The 16,955-nt window shown below is 40.2% G+C and carries 16 protein-coding genes; 1 reads left to right on the top strand and 15 read right to left on the bottom strand.

Annotated elements, in window-relative coordinates; genetic code table 11:
- Positions 1–5 precede the first annotated feature (5 nt).
- The 15 genes from BLP50_RS13170 to BLP50_RS13100 form a co-directional block, all read right to left on the bottom strand.
- Positions 6–2,450 carry a response regulator gene (locus tag BLP50_RS13170; RefSeq protein WP_090155546.1) on the bottom strand — a complete coding sequence of 815 codons (2,445 nt, stop codon included), beginning with the start codon at positions 2,448–2,450 and terminating at the stop codon, positions 6–8.
- Between the two features lie 132 nt (positions 2,451–2,582).
- Positions 2,583–3,257, bottom strand: coding sequence for a uracil-DNA glycosylase (gene ung / locus BLP50_RS13165; protein WP_090155543.1), 675 nt, complete (start codon positions 3,255–3,257; stop codon positions 2,583–2,585).
- Positions 3,258–3,300: 43 nt separating this feature from the next.
- The gene (locus tag BLP50_RS13160) at positions 3,301–3,831 is read right to left on the bottom strand and encodes a transcription repressor NadR (protein ID WP_090155541.1); all 531 of its coding nucleotides are present in this window, start codon (positions 3,829–3,831) and stop codon (positions 3,301–3,303) included.
- 8 nt (positions 3,832–3,839) lie between these two features.
- On the bottom strand, positions 3,840–4,691 hold the full coding sequence (gene nadC / locus BLP50_RS13155) for a carboxylating nicotinate-nucleotide diphosphorylase (protein WP_090155539.1): 852 nt from the start codon (positions 4,689–4,691) through the stop codon (positions 3,840–3,842).
- On the bottom strand, positions 4,691–5,998 hold the full coding sequence (locus BLP50_RS13150; protein WP_090155589.1) for an L-aspartate oxidase: 1,308 nt from the start codon (positions 5,996–5,998) through the stop codon (positions 4,691–4,693). Before BLP50_RS13150 ends, nadC begins: the two co-directional genes overlap by 1 nt.
- 13 nt (positions 5,999–6,011) lie before the next feature.
- Positions 6,012–6,920, bottom strand: a complete 909-nt coding sequence (nadA, locus tag BLP50_RS13145; RefSeq protein ID WP_090155536.1) for a quinolinate synthase NadA — start codon at positions 6,918–6,920, stop codon at positions 6,012–6,014.
- Between the two features lie 133 nt (positions 6,921–7,053).
- Positions 7,054–7,305 carry a TIGR03905 family TSCPD domain-containing protein gene (locus BLP50_RS13140; RefSeq protein ID WP_090155534.1) on the bottom strand — a complete coding sequence of 84 codons (252 nt, stop codon included), beginning with the start codon at positions 7,303–7,305 and terminating at the stop codon, positions 7,054–7,056.
- A gap of 11 nt (positions 7,306–7,316) precedes the next feature.
- The gene (locus BLP50_RS13135) at positions 7,317–8,468 is read right to left on the bottom strand and encodes an acyltransferase family protein (protein ID WP_090155532.1); all 1,152 of its coding nucleotides are present in this window, start codon (positions 8,466–8,468) and stop codon (positions 7,317–7,319) included.
- Between the two features lie 118 nt (positions 8,469–8,586).
- On the bottom strand, positions 8,587–9,324 hold the full coding sequence (locus BLP50_RS13130) for a YARHG domain-containing protein (protein WP_090155530.1): 738 nt from the start codon (positions 9,322–9,324) through the stop codon (positions 8,587–8,589).
- Positions 9,325–9,413: 89 nt separating this feature from the next.
- Positions 9,414–10,571: an alanyl-tRNA editing protein gene (locus BLP50_RS13125; protein WP_090155528.1), complete on the bottom strand. Its 1,158-nt coding sequence runs from the start codon at positions 10,569–10,571 to the stop codon at positions 9,414–9,416.
- A 55-nt stretch (positions 10,572–10,626) separates the two neighbouring features.
- Positions 10,627–11,631 carry an asparaginase gene (locus BLP50_RS13120; protein ID WP_090155526.1) on the bottom strand — a complete coding sequence of 335 codons (1,005 nt, stop codon included), beginning with the start codon at positions 11,629–11,631 and terminating at the stop codon, positions 10,627–10,629.
- 1 nt (position 11,632) lies between these two features.
- On the bottom strand, positions 11,633–12,052 hold the full coding sequence (locus BLP50_RS13115) for a hypothetical protein (RefSeq protein WP_090155524.1): 420 nt from the start codon (positions 12,050–12,052) through the stop codon (positions 11,633–11,635).
- 26 nt (positions 12,053–12,078) lie between these two features.
- Positions 12,079–12,828, bottom strand: a complete 750-nt coding sequence (nadE, locus tag BLP50_RS13110) for an NAD(+) synthase (RefSeq protein WP_090155522.1) — start codon at positions 12,826–12,828, stop codon at positions 12,079–12,081.
- Positions 12,829–12,842: 14 nt separating this feature from the next.
- Positions 12,843–13,673 (bottom strand): NUDIX hydrolase, encoded by an 831-nt coding sequence (locus tag BLP50_RS13105; RefSeq protein ID WP_090155520.1) that lies wholly within the window; start codon positions 13,671–13,673, stop codon positions 12,843–12,845.
- 55 nt (positions 13,674–13,728) lie between these two features.
- Positions 13,729–15,219, bottom strand: coding sequence for an NAD(P)H-hydrate dehydratase (locus tag BLP50_RS13100; protein WP_090155518.1), 1,491 nt, complete (start codon positions 15,217–15,219; stop codon positions 13,729–13,731).
- A gap of 78 nt (positions 15,220–15,297) precedes the next feature.
- Here BLP50_RS13100 and BLP50_RS13095 point away from each other — a divergent pair, with 78 nt between their 5' ends.
- Positions 15,298–16,365, top strand: a complete 1,068-nt coding sequence (locus BLP50_RS13095) for an SGNH/GDSL hydrolase family protein (RefSeq protein WP_090155516.1) — start codon at positions 15,298–15,300, stop codon at positions 16,363–16,365.
- Positions 16,366–16,955 lie beyond the last annotated feature (590 nt).

Here is a 16,955-nt window from a genome sequence, read left to right as displayed (position 1 = left end):
AGCAATCACTTTTGTAGTTCATCGATAGCTTCTAATGCCTCATCATCCTCTAAATTTATAATATGCATATTTAGCGAATCTAGCTTCTGTTGTATCCCCTCTTCATAGGAGAATGTCATTATCTGCTTCATAGTGTTATCAGAAGATTCTGTGTCGTGAGCTCGAATGGACATCTTAAGCATTTCAAGCATCGCGAACAAGTCATCCATGTCCTCAAGCATAGGCTTCTCGGTCTCTGATGCAAGCACATCCATTTTAGCTTTCATATTATCTAGCTCTTCTAAAAGCACCGGTGTCAAAATTTTAATTCGTTCAATATCCCCATCTCTTGCAGCAAACTCACACAGCTTAGCAAGTCCACCTAGCCCCACAGCGCCGATTGTATTTGACATACTCTTTACGCTGTGGACCTTAATCCTATAATCTTCGAGAGACTTCCCTGTTTCTATACCATCATAATAACTTAAAATCTGGTCTCGCTCGTATTCTATGGAATCATAGTAATCAACTGCCGTCTGATAAACCATATTAGAATCTGGAAAATGCAAAAGGGCATAATCCCAATCGATTTCCTCTATATCTGGCAACTCTATTTTTTTCGAGCGATTCTTTCTAGCCTCATCCTTAGCATCTGGTTCATGATACTCTAGCAAATGCTCCGGTAGAAAATCTCTTATCATCTTTTCAAGCTGTGCTGGAACAATTGGCTTTGAAAGAAATCCGTGAAAACCAGTTGTTAAATATCTTTTCTTAGCTCCTGCTATGGCATTAGCAGTAAGAGCAATAACTGGTGTGCCTAAGCATTTATTACCTTCTAGTGTTGCCATAGCTCTAAATGTCTCTACACCATCCATTCCCGGCATCATATGATCAAGGAAAATCATATCAAAGTGCTCTTCTCTAATCAGACGAAGGCACTCATCACCACTAGCAGCCTCTGTAATCTGCACCTTTGAATCCTTCAGCAATGCCACAAATACCTTGCGGTTCATTGTATTGTCATCCACTACTAAGAACTTTGCATTAGGTGCCTCAAAGCTAGTACTGTACTCGTAGTTAGAAGTAATCTGCTTAAGCTTCTGTTCAAAATCCCCTATCGGTTCTGGGTCCATAATCTCCTGTCTAATTGTAAAGGAAAAAGTAGAACCCTCACCGTATACACTTTGGACTCGAAGTGTACTGCCCATCATCTTTAAAAGATTCTGGGTAATTGTCATTCCAAGTCCTGCACCTTCGATATTTCTATTTCTATTGACCTCAAGTCTCTCAAAGGAATCAAACATACGCTTGATATCCTCCTGCTTGATGCCAATTCCTGTATCGCTTATCTCAAATGTCAAATCCACGAAGCCATCTTCTGCCTTGGTAGAGTAAGCTGCAATAGAAATATAACCATCTTGTGTATATTTTACCGCATTTGTAATTATATTTGTTAAAATTTGTTTAATTCTGATGTCATCGCCAACCATATTACACGGAATATCCGATGAAATATTAAGACGAATCTCAAGATTCTTTTCCTTGGCTCTCAAGGTTATATTATTAAGCACATCATGCATCATGCTCATAAATGCATATTCGCCCATAACTATTCCCATCTTGCCGGACTCAATCTTTGTAATATCAAGAATGTCATTTATCAGTGACAACAAATTCTGAGATGCTGTTTTGATATCAAGTGCATACTCCTCAACTACCTTTTCAGATGTCTCTCTAAGAATCATCTCATCCATACCCATGATAGTGTTAATTGGAGTTCTGATTTCGTGAGACATATTGGCTAAGAAATTACTCTTGGCCTCTGTAGCTGACTGAGCCATCTTCTCGGCCTTCTTAGCCTGAAGAGTCTTTTCCAAAAGGTCATCATTATTAATAGATGCCTGCTTGTAAAGCTTAACATATACACTTTTTTGGAATTTGACAATGGCTCCTATTGCAAGTGAGCTAACTAAAAGAGACTGAATCGTATCGAAGAATACACTCTGTTTTGAATCTAAATCAATTACATATTCAGGGTGATAATAAGAAACCACATAGCAACCTATGATAATGGCTATGTCGGTAAGTAACATAAAGACAAAATCCATGCCGTCTAAAAGCATGAATATGAATACTATTCCCATTGAGAACCAGCAGACCATACCTGAGTTGATACCACCAGTAACAAAGAACATAACAGGAAACAGACCAATGGCCACAACGAAACAAACTGCTATCATACTGTTCTTCAGTCGATTTCTGCAGTTTGCCATGTAAATACATATAACATCCATAACAACAGCCACTGCAATAACTGCTGTAAGAATGCCTGAAAGACCATTTACAATATTAAATGGCACAGTAACAACACCACCGGCGCATCCTACAATAGTAATAATATTAAAGAGGACTAACTCGGTGGGGAGATCCTGGCCAAAAAAGCGTTTGCTAATCTCGATTAACTTCTTCACACTAACCCGCCTCTATCATTATTTCCACATATCATAATGTGCGTAAATCTCTAAACTAACTATAATTTAAACCCCTTAAAATAACAAGGAATTCAGCGGATTAAACCATGAATTTTCTGTGTTTTTTGATGGTTAGATGTTGTCTATCTGCCAATCAATTGGCTCAAGACCCTTTGACTTTAAAAACTCATTAGTCTGACTAAAATGCTTACATCCAAAAAATCCTCTATAAGCAGAAAGAGGGCTTGGATGAGGTGCCTTTAAAATCAAATGATTTGGATTGTTAAGCTTGGCACATTTTTTAGCTGCTGGAGAGCCCCAAAGCAAGAAAACTATAGGTCTATCCTGCTTGTTAAGCACATCTATAGCAGCATCTGTAAACTGCTCCCATCCAATACCTGCATGGCTTGCTGCCTGATGGGCGCGCACTGTAAGAACATTATTGAGCATCAAAACGCCCTGTCGAGCCCACTTTTCAAGATATCCATTGTTAGGAATACTGCAGCCCAAATCATCATGAAGTTCCTTATAGATATTCACAAGGGATGGTGGAGTCTTTACCCCTGGCTTCACAGAAAAGCAAAGTCCATGAGCTTGGCCTGGCTCATGATATGGGTCCTGACCTATAATTACCACCTTCACTTTTGAAAGAGGTGTGAAATCAAAGGCATTAAAAATATCATCAGCAGGTGGATATACCGTCTGCTCATGATACTCCTTTTTTACCTTCAAATATAAATCCTTGTAATAAGGCTTTTTAAACTCTGGAGCTAATGGCTCCAGCCAATCATTACTAATAGCTGACAATTTTAAACTCCTCTTAATCTAACTAAGCGAGTTACGCTCTCAATTATTTTAAAATCCAATCATCAAGTGGCAACCAGTATCCCTTTTGTTTCAGCTCCTGCTCGATGATATCCAGTGCCTCCTCACTATCTGCACTGATTGTGTGATAGTGGTAGCCACTGGTAGCAGAGCTAAGTGACTTTGATTTGCCAGATTTGATAGCCTCCATAAATTCCTTAGCATCCAATCTAGAATGCACATTAAGTGGTGCCTCAAGACGATTATAGTATCTGTGATTAATAATGATATTATCAGCTGAGCCTCCATTGTCCACAATCGTAAAAAGCTCATCTAAAATCTCATCATCAGTATGACGACATTTTATCACACGTGAACACTTTTTGTTATCCGTATTTACGATATAGCCTCTGTTAGTAGAAATAATATCTATACCGTTAGCTCTAAGTAAAGCAATATCTGTCACAACAACCTGACGACTTACATTAAGCTTGGCAGCAAGGGCAGTCCCTGATACCGGCTTATCTGATTCTCTGACTAGCTCTATTAATCTCTGTCTTCGAGTTTGTCCGTCCATGGCTCCTCCTATACTGCGTGTAAGTTCTTCATTGAGATATCAAGGATTGGTGCAGAATGTGTAAGCGCACCACTTGATACATAATCAACTCCACTATCAATAATATTCTTGATGTTCTCTTTTGTAACATTGCCTGAGCACTCTGTCTGGGCTCTGCCATCGATGATTTCAACAGCCTTTTTCATTGTATCAACATCCATATTATCAAGCATGATAATATCAGCGCCAGCCTCTACAGCTTCCTTAACCTGCTCAAGTGTCTCTGTTTCGATTTCGATTTTTCTAACAAATGGTGCATATGCCTTTGCCATTTCAATTGCCTTTGTGATTGAACCAGCAGCACCAATGTGATTATCCTTTAAAAGAATTCCATCTGAAAGATTGTAACGATGATTCTGACCGCCACCGCACTTTACAGCATACTTCTCAAAAATACGCATGTTAGGTGTAGTCTTTCTTGTATCAAGAAGAACTGTCTTGCTTCCCTTAAGAAGTGATGCTACCTGATTTGTGTATGTAGCGATACCGCTCATTCTCTGGAGATAATTAAGGGCAACTCTCTCACCTGAAAGCAATACTCTGATATCGCCCTTTACCTTGGCCATAAGCTCGCCTTTTTTAACTGCATCTCCATCATTAACATATTTTTCAACGATTGTGTTCTCGTCTAATATCTTGAAAACTCTCTCGTATACATCCATTCCACAGATGATTCCATCTTCCTTGCAGATGAGATCAACCTCTCCTGCCTGGTCACTTGGCATTACAGAATTAGTAGAAACGTCCTCGCTTGATATATCCTCTTTAAGAGCCATTCTGATAAGCTCGTCTGCGTTAAGTGTCATTGTTATGTTATTCATTATATTGCCTCCTTTGCGGCTCTAAGTTTTTCTTCTTTTTCAATCTCGCCCATTACCATAGCATGGTAGTATTCCATAATAGATGGCAAATCCTCATAACCATCCATATTTACTAGATTATCAAAATCTACTGGCTTTTTAAAGGAATCCGTATTTGCGATATCATGCGCTGCTCTCTTTGCAAATACAAGACTCTCTAAAAGAGAATTACTAGCAAGTCTATTTCGACCATGTACACCATTGCAGCTTGTCTCTCCTACTGCATAAAGCTGCTCCATTGTAGTCTTAGAATCCTTGTCTACGTATATTCCGCCCATGAAATAATGCTGCGCTGGAACTACTGGCACATAGTCTGTAAGTGGGTCATATCCCGCTTCCTTACATCTCTGATAAATATTAGGAAAATGATTAAGTATCTCTTCCTTCGGAATAGGCGAAAAATCAAGCCATACATGGTCAGTGCCCTGTTCCTTCATCTTATCAAATATGGCCTTACTAACCACGTCTCTAGGCTGTAATTCATCTGTAAATCGATTGCCATCCTTATCTCTAAGAACTGCTCCCTCGCCTCTAACAGACTCTGAAATCAAGAAGCTTCGTCCACCCTGCTTAGTATAAAGTGTAGTAGGGTGAATCTGCACGTAATCGCAGTTCTCAAGTCTTACATTATGATACATGGCAAGGGCCAGTGCATCTCCTGAAATATGGCGATAGTTTGTAGAATGCTGATATACTCCTCCAAGTCCGCCGCAGGCCAATACTGTCACATCAGCCTGAATAGCAGTGGTCTTTCCATCCATATCCGCAACCACGATACCATAGCAAACATTGTCCTGGCATACCCAATCTACCATAGTAGTATGAGCCATCAAAGTAATGTTCTCTCGCTCCTTAGCTCTAGCTAAAAGCTTGCTTGTGATTTCCTTGCCAGTGATATCTGCATGGAAAAGAATTCTATTATTAGAATGAGCACCTTCCTTCGTAAATACGAACTGGCCATCCTTTTTCTCAAACTCTACACCAAGCTCAACCAAATCCCCAATGACATCTTGGGAACTCTTAATCATTATTTCAACAGATTCCTTTCGATTTTCATAATGACCTGCTCGCATGGTATCCTCAAAGTATGCATCATAATCGTCATCATCTCTGAGCATACAAATACCACCCTGAGCCAAAAATGAATCGCAGCCCTCTAAAGCATCTTTTGAAATGCACAGTATTTTTTTATCCTGTGGTAAGCTAAGTGCACAAAACAATCCTGCTACACCGCTACCAACAATTACTACATCATATTTTGTATCCATATCTTTATTACCTTTATTTAGCAAGCTCTAACATACGAGCAAGTGGCTTGAGTGACTTCTCTCTCTTCTCATCACTAACTTCCACTACACCTGTATTATCTCTGAGACAATCTCTTACTTTCTCAAGTGTGACCTTTTTCATGTTTGGACAAATCTGAACTCCACCTGCAGAGAAAAATGTCTTATCAGGATTGTTCTTCTTAAGCTGGTAAAGCACACCAAGCTCAGTAGAAATAATGAACTCCTTTTTATCTGACTTTGTAGCATAATCGATGATTCCTGAAGTGCTACCAATATAATCTGCAAGCTCAAGAACATCCAATGTACACTCTGGATGGATAAGTACCTCAGCCTCTGGATGTGCCTCCTTAGCACGGCTAACCATATCAGCTGTAACAGCCTTATGAACGTGGCAGAATCCATCGTTGAAGATGAAGTTCTTCTCAGGCACCTTCTCAGCAATATATCTTCCTAAATTCTCATCTGGAATAAAGAAAATATTTTTATTAGGCAATGCCTTAACAATCTTCATAGCATTGGCAGAAGTAACACACACATCAGAATGCATCTTAAGCTCTGCAGTAGAATTGATATAGCAAACAACAGCCACATCATCATACTCCTTGCGAACTTCCTCGATACGCTCAATCTCTGCCATATGAGCCATAGGGCAATCTGCATTAGCATCAGGCATAAGCACTGTCTTCTCAGGATTTAAAATCTTGGCCGACTCGCCCATAAACTTAACGCCAGCAAATACAATGGTGCTTTCCTCAAGTCCCACTGCAACCTTTGCCAGATAATAGCTATCGCCAATATAATCCGCTATCGCCTGTACCTCATCATTCACATAGTAGTGTGCCAGCACCACTGCGTTCTTTTCTTTCTTTAGCTTCTCTATCTCTTGTACAAGTTCGTTCATACAATATCTCCCTTTACTTCTAAAAAAATATTTAACACATTCTAGCACATGTAAAGTCTACTGACAAGACAGTTGTAAATACAAAAAAGAGAGCAGGCTCTTCCTGCTCTCTTAAGATTTGTTTGCAACTGTGTTATTTGGCAAGTGCTTGTTCGATGCCCTTAGCCAACTGGTCGGCGCAGCTTGTGCCCTTCATGCCGCAGAGGTTACCCTTGAGAATATCTACGGTGTTTGATGCGTCAGCGCCCTCCAGAAGCTTGCTGATTGCCTTTGTGTTGCCATCACAACCGCCAGTGAATTTTACGTTGTGAAGCTTGCCGTCTTCGATTTCGAAGTCAATCTGACGTGCGCATACGCCCTTTGGTACGAATGTATACTTTTCCATTGTTACTCCTTTTATTTTTTAATGAATAGCCATTTTGATTTTACAATCAACTTTTTAAGAATAGTATATACGATGTAGGCAACTAATCCTACAACAAATACTCCAAGAGTCCATGTTAATAGCTTTACAAGGAATCCTGTGGTGTCATTGTAGAGAAGAGTTGGCCAGTCCTGGGTCTGCCATATACTATATGCAAGTCCATTGTCATGTATAAGATATATCATGAATGTTGCCTGGGCAATCCTGTTGATGAGCCCAATTGATGGGATTGTAATCCTTCGAGCAAGCTCAAATAGGCATATTCCAATGATTACAACCATCACACTGAAATTCTCATAGCGAGGAATAGACTGGATGAATTCTAACTCTGTTAGATTCTGAGTAGCCATAGTGTCATAGTAGGTGTCTATTTTGCCTATTACGTTGTTGTAGTAGGAAAGGCCTATAATTACATTAGCAAGTACTATGAGAAGCACGAATACATAGCCTCTCACCTTTTTAAATGGGTCGTATTTTTTAATGTAGCCGGCAAGGGCATATAAAAATACTCCGATGAATACTGTTCTAAGACCGCTGGCCAAATCATCTAAGAGCTTGCCTGACCAGCCTAGCTCAGTCACTGCAAATATAGCAAGCAAAAATCCAACATACTGTTTTTGTGTAAGTTTAGCTAGATATTTATTTAAAAACATAAAAGCTATAAGGATGATGATGAAATAGTAACCTACAAACCATGACATCTTGTTGAAGTACTGGATTTTGATGTAGCTTATCATATTCTCAGATAAGAACTGACTCTTGCATGAATACCAGATAAAAAATGAGGATGCCAACACTAATGTGACAGCCGCAAAAAATAGCTGGGATATAAGCTTCTTGGATACCTTTAACATGTCTATCTCTCGGTCTGCTAAGAAGTATCCTGATATCATAATAAATATTGCATTGCCCACAAGTCCAAGAGGCATCATAAGAGCCAACATAAGTAACTGGCTGTAGAAATCCGGTGTGCTAAACCAGCCATTCTGTAGTCTCTCAATTGATGCTGGGTTGCTTATCTGAATGTTAACGCAATGGATGATAATGTGATAACAAATTATCATAAGCATAGCTATGATTCTAAGTAGTTCTATATTAGACTGTCGTCCGCTTTTATTTTCCATAATTTCTCCTTACAAAAAATCCTCTACAATTATACATACTATGCCCCAAAAATCCTATGTTAATTCATAACAAAAAGGACCAGCTAATCAGCCAGTCCTTCTACAAAACACATTATCCTTACATAGTGTCCAGTTCGTTTAATATATCTAGATTTTTAACCTCAGTTTCACTAAATACACTTTCAGAAAAATCAGCAGGCATAACTGATGGGTTGTACCAAATGTAACACATGAAATAGTTGTATAAATCCTGATCCTTGAAAGAATATCCATGACGAGCATAAATTTCGTTTTTGGCAGCATGTATTGCCTCAGGACTCAAGCCCTCGAAATCTGCTGCAGTGTATATCTTTTTATCTGTGTCAAACATGTGCATAGACTGCCATGCCACATCTGTCACACCTCTCTTAGATTCCCAAAAGCTATTTACAACTGAAGCGTATTTTGTGCTAGAAATATAACTGCTGCGCTCTGATATAGCAGCATCAATCTCTTCATTTGACCAATCTGCCACCTCATCGGCAACACCAGTATATTCTGCAGGTGAATCGCTTACACCCTCAACTACTTCGATCACAACATCTGCGTCAGGATCGTCTGCTGGCAATCCCTCGCCATTGACCTCTTCAGTGCCCTCAACTATCGGAGCCTCAGCCCCCTTCTTGCTCACTTCCAAGGATTTTGGTTTGTTCAATGTGTGGAATGTAAGGAATGCAGCCAATACACCCACTGCAATTGAAACTAATCCTTCAATGGTCCATCTCTTAACATTAGGCTTAGCCCACAATCTAGCGAAAAACTCTTTTATAGAGCTAAAAGTTTCTACAACTTTTTTTGGATCTCTAACATCTTTCATACACTTTTCTTCCCTTTTTTGCGATATTTATTACTCTTCTTACAGTATAACACAATTGTTACGTTTTGTTGATGTTTGTTACATTTTTATTACAACGTGTTTTCTATGGCACTTCTAGTGGCATTTATGTTGCCCTGAGCCATCTGCTTATTGCCACCGCCCTTTGCTCCAAGCAGCTCCCGAAGACCTGCCGCAATGGCACCACAGTCACGGCTTGTGCTACCAATAACAAAGTCATATCCATTCTCGTCATCACCTGAGAATATTGCACAAAGTCCGCTGTGATTTTCCATCAGTGCATTTACACCATCACGCATATTCTTAATATCTAAATCCTCAGTAAAAATAGTCACATCATTAAGCTCAGATGGATATTTTTCAATCTGCTCCATAAGAGCCTTTGACTTGATTTCACTGATTCGATATTTAAGGTCCTTGTTGTCACTAAGTAATCCTGACACTCTGTTTGGAAGTTCATCCTCTGTACAGTTAAGTGTCTGATAGGTGCTTGATAGGATGGAAATCCTACGATTATAGTCCTCTAAGGCTCGAAGTCCACATAGAATATACACTCTAACTCCACCCTTGTATTTCTCCCAGGATACCACCTTTAAAAGTCCAACCTGTCCTGTAGTCTTCACATGAGGAGCACAACAAGCACATATATCAATGCCTTCTATCTCTACAAGGCGTACTGCACCATCTATTTCTTTTTTACTCCTGTAATCGATTGCAGGAAGCAACGCTGGCTCAGGATAGTAGGCCTTCACCTGCAAGTCCTTAGCAATCACTTGATTGGCTTTATATTCAATTTCTCTCACCTGGTCTTCTGTCATCTCGATATTTAAATCCAAGGTGACTGTGTTGTCGCTCAGATGAAATCCAACATTTTCTGCTCCATAAATATTGTGGGCAAGTCCGGTAAAAATATGCTCACCCGTATGCTGTTGCATATTGTTAAATCTGTGGTCCCAATCTATCTCACCGTGAACCACCTCTCCGCTTAAGAAGCCGCTGCTGCAATAGTGATAAATCACATCCTCTTCAATCTGAACATCTAAAACAGTCGCTCCGTCCAGCATACCCTTGTCGCTTGATTGACCGCCCTGCTCAGGGAAAAACATGGTCTGATCCAACACTACCTTGTACAGCTTTTTCTCCCCATTCAGTTCCTCTTGACAGGAAATAACCCTTGCAGAAAATTCTTTTGCAAATGGCTCTCTGTCATACAGTGGAATCGTCTTCATATTCTCTCCTAATCCAAATAAAGGCCCTTGCCGTTTTAGCAAAAGCCTCTGTGCCTTAATGTTTTTTAAATAGAATATCTCTATTAATCTCTGTGTAGAATGCCTCTCTAAGACGGGTGTTGCTGTAGTTCATGCCACGAAGCCACATTAACTTTGTCATAGTAGCCTCAAGTGTCATGTCATAAGCTTCAATCATGTGGAAATCAGCCTTAATCTGACGGCCTACCTCGTAGACTGTCATGTTGCTGCCCTCGTTGGCAACCTGAGTGGTCATAACTGCAAGCTTATCTGTACCCTTCCATTTGTCCATCTCCTCATAGAATGTATCCATGAGAGAATTAGGCATACCGCCTACACCAAAGCTTTCGATAACTACAATATCGTAGTTCTCAAACAGGAATGATAATATATCTGCTTTCATTCCTGGGTATAATTTCAAGAGTGTTACCTTGTCAGACATCTCGTAGTAAAAACTAGGAATGCCACGAACCGGTACCTCTGGAATATATCTAACTATTACTCCATCCTGAATAACTGCAAGGTATGGAAAATTAATACTAGAAAATGCATTGTAGCTTTTAGCTCTTTCCTTTTTCGCTCTAGTGCCACAGATGACCTTGCCATCAAATACAATGCTGACATTTTGAGATGCATCATCAGAAGCATAAATGAACGAATCTAAAAGATTAGTCTTGGCATCAGTGATATCTCGACTAATTGGCTTCTGTGAGCCTGTAACTACAATAGGCTTAGCAGAGTTTTGAATCATGTAGCTAAGGGCTGCTGCTGTATATCCAAGAGTATCTGTTCCGTGACACACAACAAAGCCATCGTAGCTTGCATAATTGTCCTCTATTGCCTTAACAATCACTTTCCAGTGTTCTGGAGTCATGTTAGTGCTGTCAAGATTAAGGACCTGTATAGTCTCAACCTGACAAACATGCTCAACGGCAGGAATATAGGACAAAACATCCTCAGCAGTAAGTCCTGGTGTAAGACCAGCTTCAGTCTGCTTAGAGGCGATTGTCCCTCCTGTGCCTATCATTAAAATCTTTTTCATGCTAGTTCTTTCCGATTGGAATTCCAAATATTTTGGTCTGGAAACCGCTCATCAATGATTCATAATCTGTATAATTGATATTTGCCTTAAAGAAATCATTCCATGTATCTCTAAGAATATCGCATATCTCTGCCCCATTTTCCTTTTCCAAAAGAATAGAAGGGAAAATATAATAAATCATGAAATAGTTTAGGTTCATAAGCTCTGCTGCTCGAACCTTACCGAATTTCTTGAACTCATCCTGAACATCCTGACACAATACTAAACTGTTAGCAGCGTAGTCACCTGATTCAGTCAAATCCCTTAAAAGAGAGAATCTATCTGCTCTAAACATATCCATAGCTGCTGCATACTCTTTTTTAGTATGCACCTTGCTAAGATGAGATAAATCCTCAAATATTTTTCTTACTTCAAAAGACATATATTATCCTCCCAATTACATCTTAATTAATGTCTTTTATATGCAGGCATTAATTGAAGCTTGTGCAAGTTTGCAACATGCTTTTTCTCAATTAATTCTCTAGTGTCTGCTGGGATATCTGCATTTGAATCAGAAATATATTCATCAAGCATATTGTATGTAAATCCCAATTTCTCTTCATCAGACATACCTGACAATCCATCAGAAGGCACCTTGTGCACAAGCTGATTTGGAAGTCCCAAATATTCTCCTATCTGAAGAACCTCTGTCACAGTGAAATCCTGAAGAAGTGAAACGTCACCAGCCGCATCACCATATTTAGTTGAATATCCCACATAATTCTCAGATGCATTACATGTATTAACGACAAATGATGTAACATCCTGTCCCTGTGCTACAGCATAAAGAGTAGACATACGAAGACGTGGTGCAAGGTTAATCTGCAAATCCTTTGTCACCTTAAATGTCTTTGCCTTTTCAAAAGTAGCTATAGCTGCATTGTAATAATCTGTGATTGGAACTATCTCATAAGGAATCTCAAGATGATTAACGAGAAGCTTTGCATCATCAAGGTCTACCATCTGCCCGTTTGGCATAATGATTCCAAGAACTCTATCTGCTCCAAGAGCCGCCTTCAAAACTGCAGCTGTAACAGAAGAATCCTTACCGCCGGAAATACCTATGATTGCTTTAGAATTGTCACCAAACTTGTTAAACCAATCTCTAGTGTACTGGATTAATTTCTCTGTCTGGTCTTTAACATTAAACTCTCTCATCTTACTTATGTCTCCTACTTAAGCATGTATACCTCAGACATTCTGCGTCCAACAATCGACTTAGTCTTCTCACCAAGTGCCTCGATTCTGTCGGCAACCATGATTCTGAAGTTAGCCTTGTAAAGCTTGTGTCCAAGAAGTAATTCGTAAATTACCTGTAAATCTGGCAATGTGAACTTAACAGGTGCCATACTGAATGGCAAATCAGTGTACTCGATTTCTTTTCTGATTTTCTTCATTGCCTCGATAATGATTTCAACGTGATCAAACGCAAGTCTAGTCTTGCTCTTGAGTGTAGGTGTGAGATTTGGATACTTGATATGACCATTCTTAAATCTCTTTGTAGAAAGCTCATATACAATATCTACTCCGATGTCCTCATTGAAAATATGGATCTGTGAGTCTGTGTACTCAAAATCGAACCATGCTGCTTCAAGTGCATCGTCTCCGCCACGTACTGGTACAGTTTTGCTAGTAAGTGCTATATATGCAACACTGATTACCCTTGTTCTAGGGTCACGATCTGGCTTAGAAAAAGTATAAACCTGCTCAAGGAACACATCCTTTACGCCAGCTTCCTCACTAAGTTCTCTCTTTGCTGCCTCGTAACATGTCTCATCTGGATGAACAAAGCCTCCTGGTAAAGCCCAGCAATTAAGGTATGGGTGTCCACCACGCTTAATAAGTAGGATTCTAAGTCCTGACAAATCTTTCTTTGGTCCAATGAGTAACATATCAACTGTTACCGATGGTCTCTCATAATCCCCTGGATCATATTGGGCTAAGAATTCTTCCTCTGTTAAACCGTTCTGATCTCTTAATCCTTTTGCTGTTGTTAATGCCATATTGTCCTCCTATGTGCAAAATACCATACAGTAGTAATTTATTACTATTTTCAAATTATGTCAATACATTTATTATTTTTATTCCTTCAATTATATCAGATGCTAGCACACTTTTAATACCCACATCTCTAGCTTTTAATTTCCCACAAAGGCCATGAAAAAATGCACCAATTGCTCCACAATCCGCTACTGGCAAGCCCTGGGCAACAAATGAAGTAATGATTCCTGCAAGCACATCTCCTGAACCTGGAGTTGCAAGAGCTTCGTTTCCGCTTGTGGAATAAAAAATTTTATCATTTGAAGCTATTACAGTAGAAAAATTTTTCAAAACCACAGTCACATTTGTTTCACAAGAAAAATCTCTTGCAACATTTTCCATGTCATAATTAATATCCTTCACAGGAATGCCACATAGTCTTTCCATCTCTTTAAGATGTGGAGTCATAATAACTGGATGTTCTTTCGCATATTTAATTAGTGCCACTTTCATATTGGCACAAATATTAATTCCATCTGCATCTATGATAAGTGGAACACTGGCATTATCAAGGACAGTTGTCACTATTTCCTCTGAAAGTTTTCCGGTTGAAAGACCAGGGCCCATCAAAATCACATCGGCCCAGTCAATTGACTCTAAAAGCTTTTCTTTTTCAAAGTCCTCATATCCATAGAACATCGCCTCAGGAATAGCCTGCCTAATAGATTCTATATTGTTTTTATGGGTAAAAACTTTGGTCAAGCCAGCCCCTGCTGTAAGGGCAGCCTTAGCTGACAAATAGAGGGCACCATAAATATTTTCGCTTCCGCCAATAATCAAAATCTTGCCACAGGAGCCTTTATTAGCTGTAGACTTTCGTTTAGGAAGATCCTTTAAATCTGATTCTTCCAAAATCATAGCCTTCCCTTCATTCTCATCCAAATAAATGCCTACATCTGCTACATGAACTTCTCCTGCCGCTTCCTTGCATTCTCCCAGCACAAGGCCCTTTTTCATATAGGCAAAAGTAATAGTATCACTGGCCATCACACCAGCCTCTCCCAAAAGTTTTCCACAGTCAGTATGGTAACCTGAAGGAATATCAACAGCTACCACCGGCTTATTAGAATTATTTATAAGCTTTGCCGCTGCCAAATAATCTCCTGATAGTCCCCTGGTCAGCCCTATTCCAAACATGGCATCTACGAACAAATCAGATGACTGTATTTTTTCTTCATTGAAACCTAAGGCAAAATCCATGCCATAGCTTTCTGCAATTTCTATTTCCTCTTTCAGCTGGACAGAATATTTGGACTCATCTGACATCAGAACAGTCTTCACCTGTCTACCAGACAAATACAAAAGCCTTGCAATAGCCACTCCGTCTCCTCCGTTATTTCCAGGTCCACACAGCACGCACACCTGATTAGCCTCAGGGTATTTATCAATGATAAAATCAGCCACAGCCTTTGCCGCCCGCTCCATCAGAACTAGGGATGGTACCTTATGTTTTTCAATAGTAGCCTGGTCGCAGGCTCTCATTTCTTCTGCTGAAAGTATTGGTTTCATAATATTCTATCCTCAAACAACTTCTAAAGTGCTATAATACAGTAATTATAATACTTATTATAGGACAGGAGAATTATTTTGAGAAAGAAAATCGTTATCACTCTTTGGATTTCACTTGTTATCTTAATTATCGCATTCGGTTCCCTTGTGGTTATCCAAAATAAAAAAGCTGCCAAGGAAGCAGCTGAAAAAGAACGTATTGAGGCCCAACAGGAGCAGGCTCGCCTTGAAGCAGAAAAAGCCGAAAAGGAGGCTGCCGAAGCCGCAGCCGCTGCAGCTGAACAGGAAGATGAGTACACCTTCACAGATTTTGAGGCTACATACTTTGCAGTTGCTGATGCAACCGTCAGAGAAGAGCCATACGACACAGCAGAAATCGTAGGCACACTCTCAGTTGACCAGCGAGTTTCAATCGTGGCCACCTGTGACCAGACTGACTACTACAAAATAAAAGTCAACGACGACTTCGGCTATGTTTCATTTGAAGATGTATCAGAGGAATACATAGACATCCCTCTTCCATCTACCTCAAAGCCAGTTCCAACTGCCACAAAAGACATCTTATTCATTGGCAACTCAATAACCATGTATCCTGCCACCAGCGACTGGTGGGGCTCAGGCTGGGGTTGTGGAGCTTCCACTGCAGCAAATGACTACGTACACCTTACCGTAGCCGCAAAGGGATATTCTTCTTACGACTTTATGTCACTTAGAGCATGGGAATTTTCTAACACCAGAAACAAAGAACTTGATGACCTTGACCCATACATCACCAACTACCAGTACGGTACCATCGTCATCGAACTTGGCGAAAACGTAAAGAATCACGAGACCCACTTTTCCGAGGATCTCACCGACATGATCAAATACATCAGAAGCTACAACCCTAACGCACGCATCGTAATGCTTGACAACTTCTGGGCATACTCAAGCATCATCAGTACCAAGAAATCCGTAGCCTCCGCCACAGGTTGCACCTACGTCAGCCTTTCCGACATCCAAGGCGTAGCCGAATACCAGCTTCAGGAAGGCGACGAATACGTCACTCCTGACGGCCGCGTATACACCATCGGCTCCTTCTTGGCCGGACACCCTAACGACGCCGGCTACGCAGCCATCGCCCAGCACCTCATCGCAGTTCTCTAAAATTCAGCCCCGCTTTGCCGGGGCTTTTTTGCTGCCCTTCAAGGCCTACCCCTGTCCGCGCCCCTGCCACCTGGCCCCGCCCGCCACCACCCTGCAGCGGTAACAATTTTTGCGGATATTATAGTTTTTCAATATGCAAAGAGTGAACATCTAGCATGCGTCTTTTTAAGGGGTTAAAATGCAGCCAAGGAAAGCTGCATTTTAATCCTCCTTCGGAGGACAGCACATTTAAATAAATGTGCTGCTAGTACAGAAATGATTAAGCTTGATGCTTAATCATTTCTTATACATTGTTTTCAAAAATGTAGGCTACCCGTGCGGACACATAATTAATTTCAATGGCAGTTGTATAAAATGATTCTTAAGAGGGTGTTATGGGCTCATGATACATTCACTAAGAAAAATTAAAAAGCAGGTTTTGTATATATATGCACCGTGGCACATTCGACATCGTGTCTCAGCGTGACCACTGCTGCCGCCATCCTAGCGGCAGCTGCAAATATATTACAAAACCTGCTTTATATTTTTCTAAGTTCATTCCAAAATCGCCCATAACACCCTCAGAACCATTTCTTAAACTGCCATCTATG

Origin of the sequence: Pseudobutyrivibrio sp. AR14 (assembly GCF_900101325.1) — a bacterium.
In the GTDB taxonomy this organism is placed as follows: Bacteria; Bacillota; Clostridia; order Lachnospirales; family Lachnospiraceae; genus Pseudobutyrivibrio.
This window is presented reverse-complemented; position numbering and strand designations above follow the sequence as displayed.

Coding starts and splice junctions, on each gene's coding strand:
- BLP50_RS13160 (WP_090155541.1), bottom strand. CDS start 3,831: ATGGACGGACAAACTCGAAGACAGAGATTAATAGAGCTAGTCAGAGAA.
- nadC (WP_090155539.1), bottom strand. CDS start 4,691: ATGAATAACATAACAATGACACTTAACGCAGACGAGCTTATCAGAATG.
- BLP50_RS13150 (WP_090155589.1), bottom strand. CDS start 5,998: ATGGATACAAAATATGATGTAGTAATTGTTGGTAGCGGTGTAGCAGGA.
- nadA (WP_090155536.1), bottom strand. CDS start 6,920: ATGAACGAACTTGTACAAGAGATAGAGAAGCTAAAGAAAGAAAAGAAC.
- BLP50_RS13140 (WP_090155534.1), bottom strand. CDS start 7,305: ATGGAAAAGTATACATTCGTACCAAAGGGCGTATGCGCACGTCAGATT.
- BLP50_RS13135 (WP_090155532.1), bottom strand. CDS start 8,468: ATGGAAAATAAAAGCGGACGACAGTCTAATATAGAACTACTTAGAATC.
- BLP50_RS13130 (WP_090155530.1), bottom strand. CDS start 9,324: ATGAAAGATGTTAGAGATCCAAAAAAAGTTGTAGAAACTTTTAGCTCT.
- BLP50_RS13125 (WP_090155528.1), bottom strand. CDS start 10,571: ATGAAGACGATTCCACTGTATGACAGAGAGCCATTTGCAAAAGAATTT.
- BLP50_RS13120 (WP_090155526.1), bottom strand. CDS start 11,631: ATGAAAAAGATTTTAATGATAGGCACAGGAGGGACAATCGCCTCTAAG.
- BLP50_RS13115 (WP_090155524.1), bottom strand. CDS start 12,052: ATGTCTTTTGAAGTAAGAAAAATATTTGAGGATTTATCTCATCTTAGC.
- nadE (WP_090155522.1), bottom strand. CDS start 12,828: ATGAGAGAGTTTAATGTTAAAGACCAGACAGAGAAATTAATCCAGTAC.
- BLP50_RS13105 (WP_090155520.1), bottom strand. CDS start 13,673: ATGGCATTAACAACAGCAAAAGGATTAAGAGATCAGAACGGTTTAACA.
- BLP50_RS13100 (WP_090155518.1), bottom strand. CDS start 15,219: ATGAAACCAATACTTTCAGCAGAAGAAATGAGAGCCTGCGACCAGGCT.